A 12,993-nucleotide genomic window follows, 5' to 3' on the forward strand; every position below is an offset into this window, starting at 1 on the left:
CCAGTATTGACGCCGTTAATGTCGACAAATTGACAGCAAGCTGACCGGTTGCTGACTCTGGCCCTTTTTTTGAAACGCCTTGCTAGAAGCGTGTCCAGGTGCAAAACGCGCGGCCAATTGTCGCGAAGATGGGGTAGATGGGCCGAGGCGCCGACGCGCCCGCCAGGCACTGCCCCGCAAACGATGTGCGCACGCAGAGGCCACAACGCCGAGACGCGTGGCGCAGCCGCGCGCGGCCTGGCCTAGCGCCAGAACGGCTTGCTTTTCGCCAGGGCGTCGAAGGCCTTTTGTGCATCCACGGCCAGTTCCTCCAGCCGTGCGCTGATCCAGCCCAGCGCGAACCAAGCTTGCGGATGCGTGGCGGTGCACGACTCGTAGTAGTCCTTGGCGACGGCCAGATCGTTGATTTCGCCCAGCACGTCCTGCACGCGGGACAACAGCTTGCGATAGCCGCGCAGCTTGGCGGCGGGCAGCAGCGATTCGGCAAACGCCAGGCTGTAGCGCAGCCGCTTGCCGCGCTTGCGCAATTCATGGCGCGTGGGGATATCCAGCTTGGAGAACTGCGTGCCCTGTTCCGCCACCTTGCTGTGCCAGCGGTGCAGGCGCCGCGCCAGTTGTTTGCGCAGATGGTGCGGATCGGGTTCGGGCGCCAGCATGGGGATGATGGTCGGCTTGACGCTGGTGGCGGCCAGTGCGCCTTCCAGTCGGATGGCCGGTTCGGGCGCGGCGTCGCTGGGCGTGCCGTTGGCCACGGTTTGCGCGCCGCCCGAAGGCAAGGGGGGCGGCACCTCCAGGCTCCATTCCAGCAGCTCCAGCAGCCAGGCCTGGAACGCCTTGCCGGCGGCAATCGTCTGCGCGTCCTGTTCAGGCGGCGCGGCTTCCATCGGAATCACGGGCATGCCGGCGCGGATCAGTGCGGGCGCCACCGTTTCATTCAGCACGGCCTGGTCGCGGTTGGCCCCAAAGGCGGCAAAGTGCGTGCGCACGCCTTGCAGCAGTGTGTCCGGCACCGGCGCCACCCAGCCGTCGAACAACTTCCAGGCCGAGCGCAGGCGGCGTACGCCCACACGCAACTGGTGCACGTGTTCGGAATTGCCGGCGCGGTAGACGCCTTCGGTATCGACTTCGGCCAACACGGCGGCGTTGCGCGCGATCTGGTCCAGGCATTCGGCGGCGATGCGGCCCATGGCTTGCGGCGCCGTCATGTCCTCGCGCAGCTGGACCGGGGCAGCACCGCGCGGTGCCCAGAATTGGGCAATGGCCTGGGCGCGGCGCGCTTCCAGGTCGTCGCCGGGGTTGGCGTCCTCAACGGCAAGCTTGTGGGCCAGTTGCGCCAGCGCGTCGCCGCGTTCGGACTTGCTGCGCGGGTCCAGCACCAGGCTGTGGCGCTGTTGCCAGCCACGCGCCACGGCGAAGATGGCGGCGGGGCGGCCCGACATCAATTCAAATTCCAGTTCCGAAATCGGCAGCTCCAGCGCGCCGGCACGCAGGATGCCGGTGTCGAAGGCCAGCTCGACCGTGCCGTAACGCGTGCGGACTTTGCGCAGCAGCCGCAGCACGTCCGTTTCATAGCGCAGGCCCAGTTCGCCCTTGACCGCGCCCAGCGCCTCTTCGACTTCGGTGCCGGCATAGACGGACAGGTCCAGCACGGGGCCGGGCCGGGGGTGGTTCAGTTCGATGCGCGTGATGGCGTTGATGCCGGGCATCTTCAGGGTCTGCACCCAATCCGGGCCTTCCTGGCGCAGCCGGATGGCAATGCGCGCCCGCGCCAGCTCGCGTTCGGGCGTGTCGAAGTACATGGCATGCAGACGGATGCGCGTGGCGTCGCGTTGCTTGACTTCGTTCTGTACGGCCTGGCGCGTCGCGGCGGGCACGTGCAGTTTCAATTCCTGTTCCGACATGGCGGGGGGTGTCCGACGGCAAAAGCCGAGATCTTAATCAAGCAAGGGGGCGGATTTGATGACGGTTCATATTTTGGTCACATCGAGCATAGTCGCCATTCGCGGTGCACAACAAGCCGCTGCTGCCCGGCCAAAGAAAAACGCCGCCCTTTCTCAAGGGCGGCGCCAAGGAGCGCTGGTCAGGGGAAACCGACAAGCGTAATCAGGAACCAGCGCTTACAGGATGCGCTTGCGCGCCTGCGTGATGATGATTTCGGCCAGCACGACCACGACGAAGATGGCGGCCAGCACCAGCGCCACGCGATCCCACTGGAACAGGTTCAGCGCCGTATCCAGCGCCATGCCGATACCGCCCGCGCCCACCAGCCCCAGCACGGCGGATTCACGCACGTTGATGTCCCAGCGCAGCAGCACGATGGACCAGAACGCCGGGCGGATCTGCGGCCAGTAGGCATACCAAAGTACTGATGCCTTGCTGGCCCCCGTGGCGGTAACCGCTTCGATCGGCCCGCGCTGCGCTTCTTCGATGGCTTCGCCCACCAGCTTGCCCACGAACCCGATGGAGCGGAACGCAATGGCCAGCGTGCCGGCCAGCGCGCCCGGCCCGAAGATGGCGATGAACAGCAGCGCCCACACCAGCGAATTGACCGACCGGCTGGACACCAGGATCAATCGCGCCAGCATGTTGATGGTTTTGCTGGGCGTCAGGTTGTTGGCCGCCAGCAGGCCCACCGGTACCGCCATGAAGACGGACAGGATGGTGCCCAGGGTGGCGATGTGCAGCGTTTCGATCAGCGCGCTGTGCACGCCGTCCGGGTAGTAGGCCCAATCGACCGGCCACATGCGGCGAAACAGGTCGGCCATCTGCTCGGGCGCGTCATACAGGAATTCCGGTATGACTTCCACGCCGCGTATGGCTTGCGCGATGGCCGCCACCACCAGCAGATACAGCGCAAAGCGCAGCAGCCGCTGGCCCATGCTGTAGCGCTGCCACACACGCGGCGAGCCGGGCGGATTCAGGCTTGAGGCGTGGGCGTTCATTCTTCCACCTCGGCCTTGCGGGCCACCGGCGGCTTGCCGGAACCGATACCGCGCGCGCCGGCGAAGCGGCCTTGCAGGATGCGGTCAAAACCCAGGTTGTCCAGGAACACGGCGCGCACGAAGCCCGCGATGATTTCGCCCAGCATGATGATGGCAATCAAGGTCAGCAGGATGGCGCTGACGAAGTCGTAGTCAAAGCGCTGGAACGCCGAGAACAGCGTGCCGCCCACCCCGCCCGCGCCCACGATGCCCACCATGGTGGAGTTGCGCAGGTTCGAGTCGAACTGGTAGGTGGCAAAGCCGATAAAGCGCGCGAACACCTGCGGCAGCACGCCGAAGATGATCACGTTGGCAAACGACGCACCGCTGGCGCGCACCGCTTCCACCTGCTTTAGCGATATCTCTTCGATGGCCTCGGTGAACAGCTTGCCGATGAAACCGATGGACGCCACCGTCAACGCCAGGATGCCCGCCAGCGCGCCAAAGCCCACGGCTTTCACGAACAGGATGGCGACGATGACCGGGTGCAGCGCGCGGCACAAGGCCACCAGCGAACGCGCGGGCCACGACACCCAGGCGGGCATCATGTTGCGCGCGCCAAGCAGGCCCACGGGCAAGGCGAACAGAATGCCCAGCACCGAGGCCAGCACGGCAATTTCCAGGCTTTCGGCAATGCCCTTCCACAAGGTGGCGGGCTTTTCGAAATTGGGCGGAAACATGCGCGAAAGAAACGTCGACGCGTGTCCCATGCCGGTTTCGAAGCGCGCCCAGCTGAAATCCAGCTGCGCGCCCGCATAGATGGTGTAGATCACCAGCAACACCAGGCCCGCCTTGGCGCGCCCGGACATGGCAAAGGGGCGACCGCCCCGGGGGTGCGTCATTCCAGCCAAGACTCGCCTCCGTAGATGGTCTTGAGCATGGCGGCGTCCAGCCCCTGGCCGTCGCCGTCGTAGACCACATGCCCGCCGGACATGCCGACGATGCGGGTCGCGTAGCGGCGCGCCAGTTCCACGTCGTGGATGTTGACGATGACGGGGATGCCGGTGGCGCTGCCCTGGTCGGACAGCAACTCCATGATTTCAACGGAGGTCTTCGGGTCCAGCGACGAGGTCGGCTCGTCGGCCAGCAGCAGCTGGGGGCGCTGCATCAGCGCGCGGGCGATGCCCACGCGCTGGCGCTGGCCGCCCGACAGCGCATCGGCGCGCTGGTCGGCAAAACCCGCCAGCCCGACGGTGTCCAGCAGCTTGTAGGCATGCTCGATATCTTCGGGTTCAAAGCGGCGCATCCAGGCCTTCAGCGCCGAGGTATAGCCCAGCCGGCCCGTCAGCAGGTTTTCCATGACGGTCAGGCGTTCGACCAGGTTGTATTCCTGGAACACCATGCCGATGCGCCGGCGGGCGCGGCGCAGCGACGCGCCACGCACACGGGCCAGGTCCACGGCGCCATCCTTGGACTGCAACACGATCTCGCCCTGGGTGGGTTCGATCAGCCGGTTGATGCAGCGCAGAAGCGTGCTTTTGCCGGTGCCGGAAGGGCCGATGATGGCGGTCAGGCCTTGACCGGCGATTTCAAGGTTGATGCCATTGAGAACCGGCCGGCCGGCCCGGTATTCCTTGACCAGGCCGGAAATGCGTAGCGACGTCGTCATGCTGGATTACTTCTTGCTCTTTGCGGATTCGCGGTCGTAGGCGGCGCGGTTGAAGCTCTCGCCACCCGATTCAGCCACCTGGCGGACGATGGCCCAGTCCTTCTGGTAGGTCACCGGATAGAAGCGGTCGGCGCCATCGAAGGCCTTGGACATTTCCGCGGGGAAGCGGTAGTCGTAGAAGCACTTGAGCATCTGGTCGCGGAACTTGGGCTCCAGGTCATGCGCATAGGCGAACGACGAGGTCGGGAATTTTTCGCTGCGGTAGATGACGCGGAAATCGGCTTCCTTGACCTGGCCGCGTTCGACCATGCGCTTGAACACGTCCGACGCCACGGCGGCAGCGTCGTAGTCGCCCGAATTCACGCCCATGACGGACTGGTCGTGCTTGCCCGAAAACACCACCTTGTAGTCCTTGTCCGGCGTCAGGCCTTCCTTGGGGAACAGGGCCACGGGCGCCATGTGGCCCGAGTTCGACGACGGCGCGGTGTGCGCCAGCTTCTTGCCCTTCAGGTCCGTCAGCTTCTGGTACGGGCTGTCTTTCTTGACGATGACGATCAGGTTGTAGCCCTGGAAACCGTCGGCGTAACCCTTGACCGCGAACGGCACCGCGCCGGCGATGTTCACCGCGAAGGCGGTGGGGCCTGTCGAAAAACCGCCCACGTGCAGGCGGCCCGAGCGCATGGCTTCGATTTCAGCCGCGTTGCTTTGCACCTGATAGAAAACGACGCGCTTGCCCGTGCATTCGGACAGGTGCTTGGTGAAGGGCTTGAAGATGTCTTCGTATACGGCGGGGTCTTCCACGGGGGTGTAGGTGAACACCAGGGTCGACGGCGTTTTCTGCTTGGAGGCGTCGGCGGGCGTATCCGCCACCAGATCCTTGTTGGCGTCGCAGTACATCTGGTCCAGATCGCCGCGGTTCGAGCAGGTGTCGGCGGCGTTGGCGGCGGAACCGCCAACGGCGAATGCGGCCAGGGCGGCCGCTTGCATAAGACGCATCGCGTGCATGGTTTTGTCTCCTCTCGGATGAATTTGAATATTTCCTGAATTCAAACACACAAGAGGGGACAGGCACACCTGGGAAAGTCCCTGCCTTTCTTTTCGGGATTTGTTCGAATTGTTCGCTTTATGTTCGTTTGTTTGCGAACGTCGGCAGGGCAAGTCAGACCCGATAGCCCAGCTTGCGTGAGATCTCGTGCGCGCAGGCCTGAAGCGGCTTGGCGATCGTGCCGTCCCATGACACATCGAACAGCCCCGTCGGCCCCAGGCTGGTCAGCGCCAGCACGATGTTGCCGGTGTTGTCGAACACCGGCACCGACAGCGCATCCACGCCCGGCAGCGGGTTGCCCAGTGCGCGCGCCATGCCGTGCACGCGGATGTCGGCCAGCTGGGCCTCGATATTGGCGCGCGACGCCTTGCGCGGCGGCGGCACGCTGGCGATGACCGCGGTGTCGCCTTCTTCGCGGGCAATGTAGTGCTCGCTGACCTTAGGCGGCAGCCACGCGGCGAACACCAGCCCGGTGGCGGTGTGCAGCATGGACATCACCGTGCCCTTGCGCATGTTCACGTGCACCGGGTAGCTGGCTTCGGTCATGTGGATCATCGTGGGGCCGTGCGAACCCAGCACGGCGATGCCTAGCGTGTGACCGATGTCCGATTGCAGCTTGGCGATTTCGGGCATGGCAATGCGCACCGGATCCAGCCGTTGCAGGCTGACCAGGCCCATCTGCAAGGCGAAGGGCCCAAGCTCGTACTGGCCGGTAACCGCGTCCTGTTGCACCAGCCCCACGCGGATGAAGCTGACCAGATAGGGGTGCGCCTTGGCGGACGTCATGCCGGCGCCCGCCGCCAGGTCGCGCAAGGTCAAAGGCTTGCCGGCGTCGACCAGGGCGGACAGCAACGGCACGCCCACTTCAATGGATTGGATGCTGCGGCGGCCGTCATTGGCGGGCGCGGCGGGGGTCTTGGAGGTGGCCACGGTGTGTCCGCCCTTACGCCGATCGGGCTGGGGATGATTGCGCGGCCTGTGGCTGCGGGCGCGCCGCCAGCAGCCGGTCGGCCATTTCGACGAAGCCGGCGCCGCCGTGATAGGCGGCCACGAATGCGGGGCGGTCTTTCAAGCGGTGCAATTGCGCCTGGATGTTCGCCACGCCGACCGAAATCGGAAAGTACGCAAACATCGGCTCGTCGTTGGGCGAATCGCCGATGAATAGCGTGCTGTCCAACGCGTCGGCCACGTCCTGGCCGAATTCTTGCTGGAACATCGTGCGCGTCATGGTCAGCTTGTCGTAGTCGCCAAACCAGCCGTTCACGTGGATCGAGCTAACCTTGGCCTGCGCCCCGGCGTCGTGGAAGATCTGGACAATCTTGCTGACGGCCGAATCCGGCAGCGCGGGCACGTCTTCGCAGAAATCGATGGCCAGGTCGGCCACGCGATAGTCTTGGTCGCTGGCCACCGCGCAGCCCGGCACCTCGGCCAGCACGCGGTCGCGGATGGCGTCCAGCCGCTTGCGGCTGGCCTGGCGCGAGGCGGCGTCCGTCCAGTAGTGGGTCGTCATGCGGCGGGCCTGGCGGTCATACGCGTAATAGAACGCGCCGTTTTCCCCCACCACGGCGCGCACCGGCCACATGCGGGCGATATGGTCACACCAGCCGGCCGGGCGGCCGGTGATGGGCACCACCTGGATTCCCGCCTGTTCCAGGCGTTCCAGCGCGGCGTAGGCGTCGGCCGGCAGGCGGCCTTCGGTGGTCAGCGTGTCGTCAATGTCGGTCAGGACGACGCGAACCGCCGCCGCCACGGTCAAAGGCATGGCCGCAAGGGCTTGCATGAGGTTTTTCCTTCGAGTTTTAAGGGGGATCTCCGGGCGAAAGTTTAACCGTATGGCCCCCGCCGGACGGGCTTCTTGCAGACCAATAGGGGTTCTGGGCCCAGGGGCGGTAAAATCCGGGCTTTCCCGCCTGGTTTGCGTGCCCGCCATGTCCGTCCAGTTGTCCTCTTTGCCCGGCTCCGAGCCGGAATCCTTCGGTATCGCCTCTGTTGCCGAGATCATCGCCGAGCTTCGCGCCGGCCGTATCGTCATCCTGGTTGACGAAGAAGACCGTGAAAACGAGGGCGACCTTGTCATGGCCGCCGAATTCGTCACGCCCGAAGCCATCAACTTCATGGTGACCCACGGCCGCGGGCTGGTCTGCCTGACCCTGACCGAAGAACGCTGCCGCCAGCTGGAACTGCCCATGATGGCGGCCCGCAACGGCACGCGCTACGGCACCAACTTCACGCAGTCGATCGAAGCCGCCGAAGGCGTTGAAACCGGTATTTCGGCCGCCGACCGCGCCCGCACCATCCAGGTGGCCGTGGCGCGCGACGCCAAGCCGTCTGACCTGGTCCAGCCCGGCCACATCTTCCCGGTGCGCGCGGTGCCCGGTGGCGTGCTGGTGCGCGCCGGCCACACCGAAGCGGGCTGCGACCTGACCGCCATGGCCGGCCTGACGCCCGCCGCCGTCATCTGCGAAATCCTGAAGCCCGACGGCACCATGGCGCGCCTGCCGGACCTGGTGGAATTTGCCCGCCAGCACAAGCTGAAGATCGGCACCATCGCCGACCTGATCCAGTACCGCAGCGAACACGAATCCATCGTCAAGCGCGTGGGCAAGCGCCCCATGAAGACTGCCTGGGGCACGTTCGAGGCCGTGGCCTACGAAGACGGCGCCACGGGCTCGGCCCATTTGGCGCTGGTGCATGGTAACGTTTCCCCCGACGTCGAAACGCTGGTTCGCGTGCATGAACCGGCCTCGGTGCTGGACGTGCTGGACACCGGCGCCAGCCCGCACAGCTGGGGCGTGGCGCAGGCGCTGCAAGCCATCGCCGCCGCGCCGGCCGGCGTGCTGGTGCTGATGAACTGCCAGTCGTCCACGGAACACCTGTTTGGCCAGATTGCCGGCTGGAGCGACCCGAAGGCCCAGGCCGACGCCGCCGCCAGCACCGACCGCTTCGGCTTGCGCACGTATGGCATCGGCGCCCAGATCCTGCGCGACCTGAACGTGGGCCAGATGAGGCTGTTGGCCCGACCGCGCAAGATGCCCAGCATGGCGGGCTTTTCCCTGACCATTACGGGTTACGATTGCGACCCGCAGAATACTCCCGCAACACACTGAAGGCCGACACATGAACCCTTACATCCTTACCCCCGACCTGAACGGCGAAGGGCTGCACATCGGCATCGTACGCGCCCGCTTCAACGAAGAAATCGGTCAGGCCGAACTCGAAGCGTGCCTGAAGGAACTGGCCGAATTGGGCGTGGACGAACGCGACGTGATGGTCACCACCGTCCCGGGCGCCCTGGAACTGGGCGTGGCCCTGTCCCACATGGCCGAAACGTTTGAATTCGACGCCTTGATCGCGCTCGGCGCCGTCATCCGTGGCGAGACCTATCACTTTGAAGTGGTCAGCAATGAAACGGCCACTGCAATCACCCGTATCTCCCTGGAAACCGGCATCCCCGTCGCAAACGGCGTCTTGACCGTCGACACCGACGAGCAGGCGCAAGCCCGCGCCGCCGGCAAGGGCCGCGATTGCGCCCAGGTGGCCGTTGAAATGGCCAACCTGGTGGCGGCGCTGGAACCCGAGGAAGAAGACGAAGACGAAGACGACGAGGACGAAGATTTTGACGACGAAGAAGACGACGACCAGCGCTGATAGCGCGGCGCAAGCCCGCGCCAACGCGCGCAGCGCACGCCGCCGTGCACGCGAATTCGCGCTGCAAGGCGTTTACGCGTGGCTGCTGCGCGGCGGCGAAGGCACGCAGGACGCCGGCGAGATCGACGCCCATCTGCGCGACACCGAGGATTTTTCCGAGGCCGACGCGCAATGGTTCAAGACCTTGCTGCATGGTGTCCTGCGCGAAGCCCCGGCGCTGCGCGAGCGCTTCACGCCCTATGTCGACCGCCCGCTGGCCGAGTTGTCGCCCGTTGAGCATGGCATCCTGTTGATCGGCAGCTTCGAACTGATTCACCATGTCGAAGTGCCGTACAAGGTTGCCATCAACGAAGCCGTTGAACTGGCCAAGTCGTTCGGCGGTACCGACGGCTTCAAGTTCGTCAACGGCGTGCTGGACAAGCTGGCCGCTGACGTGCGTGCCAACGAGGTCCAGGCGGCGGCGCAGCAGCGACGCTGATCCGGGCCCGACGAAGGGGTCAGGCGCATGCCGCCCTGTGCGCATCGTTAACCGGTGCGCCAGGCGTGGTCTGCTCCTGACCCCTTCGCGTTTGTGTTTCCAACCGGCCCCAATGCCGGCATCTCGGAGTTGCCGTGGCGTCCGAATTTGACTTGATCGCGCGCTATTTCACCCGCACCGCGCCCACGGGGTTGCTGGGCGTGGGCGATGACTGCGCGTTGTTTCCCGTGCCGCCCGGCGAGCAGGTCGCCACCAGTACCGACCTGCTGCTGGAAGGCCGGCATTTCTTTCCCGACGTGGACCCGCGCGCCTTGGGCCACAAGGCGCTGGCCGTGAATCTGTCCGACCTGGCCGCCATGGGCGCGCGCCCGATCGGCTGCGTGCTGGGCCTGGCCCTGCCGCGCCTGGACGAACCCTGGCTGGCCGCCTTCGCGGACGGCTTCCATGCCTTGGCCGACGCCCACGGCTGCCCGCTGATCGGTGGCGACACCACCCGCAGTGCGCACGATCTGGCGATCAGCGTGACGGTGTTCGGCGCGGTGCCTGCCGGGCAGGCGTTGCGGCGTGATGGCGCGCAGGCGGGCGACGATATCTGGGTGTCGGGCGAACTGGGCGCCGCCGATGTAGCCTACCGCTTGCTGGACGGCCAGTATCCCGCCAACGCCGCCTTGCTGGCCGCGACCCGCCCCGCGCTGGAATGGCCGCAACCGCAGGTGCCGCTGGGCCTGGCGCTGCGAGGTATTGCCCACGCCGCCATCGATTTGTCGGACGGCCTGTTGCAGGACCTGGGACACATCCTTGCCGCCAGCCGCCTGGGCGCCAGCCTGGAATACGCCCGCATGCCGGTCGCCGACGCCGTGGCGACCCTGGAAGATGCGCCGCGTCGCCGTGCCGTATTGGGTGGGGGCGACGTCTATCAACTGTGCTTTACCGCGCCCGCCGCGCGGCGCGATGCCGTGCAACAGGCTGCGGACCATGCGCAGGCCCGCGTCACGCGCGTTGGCCAGACGCAGGCGCAACCCGGGTTGCGCGTGCTGGATGCCAACGGCCAGCCGCTGGCCGATCTGCCGGCCGGCTTCGATCATTTTCCCGGGGCTTGAAAAGCGGGCACCATGGCCGTGGCCTTACGTTGCTGCCTGTTGCCTGTTGCCTGTTGCCTGTTGCCTGTTGCCCGTTGCCCATTGCCGGTTCCGTGTTGTTTGTTTTGCTGTTCTCCGTGCCGTTCTCTTTGCTGTCCTTATTGCCGTTCGCGCTGCCCCATTTCGCCTTCTGTCCAGCTTTCTTCCGATCCCTTTGCCAAGCGGCCCACGAACCATGTCTTCATCCGATAAGTCGTCCCAATCCATACGCGAACGCTCGCGGGCCGCGTATCCCACGCTTGGGTGGGTGTGCCGTGACCCCGGCCGCCTGATCGCCTTTGGCCTGGGCAGCGGCCTGATCCGGCCGGCCTCGGGCACGTGGGGCACGCTACTTGCTTGGGGCATCTGGGTTGCCGTCGCACCCGCGGCATCCGACCTGGCGATTGGCGTGTTCCTGGCGTTGGCTTTTCTGTATGGCTGCTGGGCCTGCCATCGCGTCGGTCTTGAACTTGGGCAGTCCGATCATGTCGGAATGGTCTGGGATGAGATGGTGGCGTTTTGGCTGGTGCTTTGGCTGACGCCGGCCGGTTGGATGTCGCAGCTGTTGGCGTTTGCGCTGTTTCGCACGTTCGACATCGTCAAGCCGCCGCCCATCAAATTCTTCGACGCCCATATCAAGGGTGGCTTTGGCGTCATGTGGGACGATATCGTCGCGGCCGGTTATGCCCTGTTGGTCATGGTGCTGGTCGCGCGCACAGGAGTCTTGGGATGAGCGAACTGCAAGCAAGTACCCGTTCGAATCTGTCGGCGGCACAGCTGTCGGAAGCCACGCTGGCCGGTTTGGCCGAACGGCTGGGCGACGCGATGCGGCGTCATGGCTGGATGCTGGGCACGGCGGAATCGTGCACCGGTGGGCTGTTGGCCGGCGCGATGACGTCGGTGGCGGGTTCCAGCGACTGGTTTGAACGCGGCTTCGTCACCTACAGCAACGATGCCAAAGTGACCGAGCTGGACGTCTCACCCGACGCGCTGCATCACTTTGGCGCGGTCAGCGAACCCGTGGCGCTTGAGATGGCCAACGGTGTGTTGCTGGTAGCGCCCGCCGCGCACGTGGCCGTGTCCACGACAGGCATTGCCGGACCCGGCGGCGCCACGCCGGGCAAGCCGGTGGGCATGGTGTCGTTCGGGTTTGCGATGCGGGTGGGCGACGGCATCACCAGCCGCGCCGCCACCCACGTGTTCCCCGGCGACCGCACGCAGGTGCGTCACGCCGCCGTGGAATTCGCACTGCGCGGATTGCTGGAATTCGTGGGGGCTGACCAGGAAATCAACGCACTGCGTTGATCGCGTCCCGCAGGCCCTTGGCGGCCTGGCCGGCGGCTTCGCGCCAATCGTCGCCGCCGCTGGCGTAGATGATGGCGCGCGATGAGTTGATCATCATGCCGCTGCGCGCCGCGTTGGCGCCAGCGTTCACGGTGGCGGTAATGTCGCCGCCTTGCGCGCCGATGCCCGGCACCAGCAGGGGCAGGGCGTCGCCGATACGCTGGCGCACCGCCGCCAGTTCGTTCGGGAACGTGGCGCCCACCACCAGGCCGCACTGGCCGTTGGCGTTCCACTTGTCGGCAACCAGCCCGGCAACGTGCAAGTACAGCGGTTCGCCGTTATCCATCTTCAAAAATTGCAGGTCGGAACCGCCGGGGTTGGACGTGCGGCACAACACGATCACGCCACGGTCGCGCCACGCCAGGTAGGGCTCGACGGAATCCAGCCCCATGTACGGGCTGACCGTCAGCGCGTGCGCCTGGTAGCGCTCGTACGCTTCACGCGCGTAGTTCTCGGCGGTGGAACCGATGTCGCCACGCTTGGCGTCCAGCACGATCGGCAGGTCGGGGTGCGTGTCGCGGATGTGCTGGCACAGCGCTTCCAGTTGGTCTTCGGCGCGGTGCGCGGCAAAGTACGCGATCTGCGGCTTGAAGCTGCAAGCGTACGGTGCGGTGGCGTCGACGATGTCGCGGCAGAATTGGAAGATGGCGTCCGGCTTGTCCTGCAATTCGCGCGGAAAGCGTTGGGGGTCGGGGTCCAGGCCCACTTGCAGAAGCGAGTTGCTGGTGGTCCAGGCGTGTTCGAGTTTTTGCAGGAAATTCATGGGGAGT

14 protein-coding genes are annotated in these 12,993 nt (G+C 65.7%); 6 read left to right on the forward strand and 8 right to left on the reverse strand.

Translation table 11 applies throughout. The features are described 5' to 3' along the window. Window positions 1-242: 242 nt before the first annotated feature. The 7 genes from V6F88_RS17150 to V6F88_RS17180 all read right to left on the reverse strand — a co-directional run bounded on the left by V6F88_RS17150 (window position 243) and on the right by V6F88_RS17180 (window position 7,415). The gene (locus V6F88_RS17150) at window positions 243-1,901 is read right to left on the reverse strand and encodes a CYTH and CHAD domain-containing protein (RefSeq protein ID WP_332610947.1); all 1,659 of its coding nucleotides are present in this window, start codon (window positions 1,899-1,901) and stop codon (window positions 243-245) included. A gap of 216 nt (window positions 1,902-2,117) precedes the next feature. Further along, window positions 2,118-2,942 carry a phosphonate ABC transporter, permease protein PhnE gene (phnE, locus tag V6F88_RS17155; RefSeq protein ID WP_332610949.1) on the reverse strand — a complete coding sequence of 275 codons (825 nt, stop codon included), beginning with the start codon at window positions 2,940-2,942 and terminating at the stop codon, window positions 2,118-2,120. Further along, window positions 2,939-3,823 (reverse strand): phosphonate ABC transporter, permease protein PhnE, encoded by an 885-nt coding sequence (gene phnE / locus V6F88_RS17160; protein ID WP_332610950.1) that lies wholly within the window; start codon window positions 3,821-3,823, stop codon window positions 2,939-2,941. The genes phnE (V6F88_RS17155) and phnE (V6F88_RS17160) overlap by 4 nt, the downstream gene beginning before the upstream one ends. Next, window positions 3,820-4,590: a phosphonate ABC transporter ATP-binding protein gene (phnC, locus tag V6F88_RS17165; protein WP_332610951.1), complete on the reverse strand. Its 771-nt coding sequence runs from the start codon at window positions 4,588-4,590 to the stop codon at window positions 3,820-3,822. Before phnC ends, phnE (V6F88_RS17160) begins: the two co-directional genes overlap by 4 nt. Window positions 4,591-4,596: 6 nt before the next feature. Beyond that, window positions 4,597-5,595 (reverse strand): phosphate/phosphite/phosphonate ABC transporter substrate-binding protein, encoded by a 999-nt coding sequence (gene phnD / locus V6F88_RS17170; RefSeq protein WP_332610952.1) that lies wholly within the window; start codon window positions 5,593-5,595, stop codon window positions 4,597-4,599. Window positions 5,596-5,749: 154 nt separating this feature from the next. Next, the gene (locus V6F88_RS17175; protein ID WP_332610953.1) at window positions 5,750-6,565 is read right to left on the reverse strand and encodes an IclR family transcriptional regulator; all 816 of its coding nucleotides are present in this window, start codon (window positions 6,563-6,565) and stop codon (window positions 5,750-5,752) included. A gap of 13 nt (window positions 6,566-6,578) precedes the next feature. After that, entirely contained in the window at window positions 6,579-7,415 is an 837-nt protein-coding gene (locus V6F88_RS17180; protein WP_332610954.1) for an HAD-IIB family hydrolase, read from the reverse strand. A 148-nt stretch (window positions 7,416-7,563) separates the two neighbouring features. Here V6F88_RS17180 and ribBA point away from each other — a divergent pair, with 148 nt between their 5' ends. From ribBA to V6F88_RS17210, 6 genes are all read left to right on the forward strand, one after another. Further along, entirely contained in the window at window positions 7,564-8,742 is a 1,179-nt protein-coding gene (gene ribBA, locus V6F88_RS17185) for a bifunctional 3,4-dihydroxy-2-butanone-4-phosphate synthase/GTP cyclohydrolase II (protein WP_332610955.1), read from the forward strand. A gap of 10 nt (window positions 8,743-8,752) precedes the next feature. Continuing rightward, the gene (ribH, locus tag V6F88_RS17190) at window positions 8,753-9,283 is read left to right on the forward strand and encodes a 6,7-dimethyl-8-ribityllumazine synthase (RefSeq protein WP_046803770.1); all 531 of its coding nucleotides are present in this window, start codon (window positions 8,753-8,755) and stop codon (window positions 9,281-9,283) included. Continuing rightward, a complete protein-coding gene (gene nusB, locus V6F88_RS17195) occupies window positions 9,252-9,761 on the forward strand; it encodes a transcription antitermination factor NusB (protein WP_006227614.1) in 510 nt (169 codons plus the stop codon). Before ribH ends, nusB begins: the two co-directional genes overlap by 32 nt. Window positions 9,762-9,895: 134 nt before the next feature. Continuing rightward, window positions 9,896-10,861 carry a thiamine-phosphate kinase gene (gene thiL / locus V6F88_RS17200; protein WP_332610957.1) on the forward strand — a complete coding sequence of 322 codons (966 nt, stop codon included), beginning with the start codon at window positions 9,896-9,898 and terminating at the stop codon, window positions 10,859-10,861. A gap of 214 nt (window positions 10,862-11,075) precedes the next feature. Further along, a complete protein-coding gene (locus tag V6F88_RS17205; protein ID WP_332610958.1) occupies window positions 11,076-11,612 on the forward strand; it encodes a phosphatidylglycerophosphatase A family protein in 537 nt (178 codons plus the stop codon). Continuing rightward, window positions 11,609-12,184 carry a CinA family protein gene (locus V6F88_RS17210; protein WP_332610959.1) on the forward strand — a complete coding sequence of 192 codons (576 nt, stop codon included), beginning with the start codon at window positions 11,609-11,611 and terminating at the stop codon, window positions 12,182-12,184. Before V6F88_RS17205 ends, V6F88_RS17210 begins: the two co-directional genes overlap by 4 nt. Here V6F88_RS17210 and pyrF read toward each other — a convergent pair. Next, window positions 12,168-12,986, reverse strand: a complete 819-nt coding sequence (gene pyrF, locus V6F88_RS17215; RefSeq protein WP_332610960.1) for an orotidine-5'-phosphate decarboxylase — start codon at window positions 12,984-12,986, stop codon at window positions 12,168-12,170. The two genes, V6F88_RS17210 and pyrF, sit on opposite strands and share 17 nt — an antisense overlap. Between the last annotated feature and the right edge of the window lie 7 nt (window positions 12,987-12,993).

Origin of the sequence: Achromobacter sp. ESBL13, assembly GCF_036668755.1 — a bacterium.
Classification (GTDB): Bacteria; Pseudomonadota; Gammaproteobacteria; order Burkholderiales; family Burkholderiaceae_B; genus Achromobacter.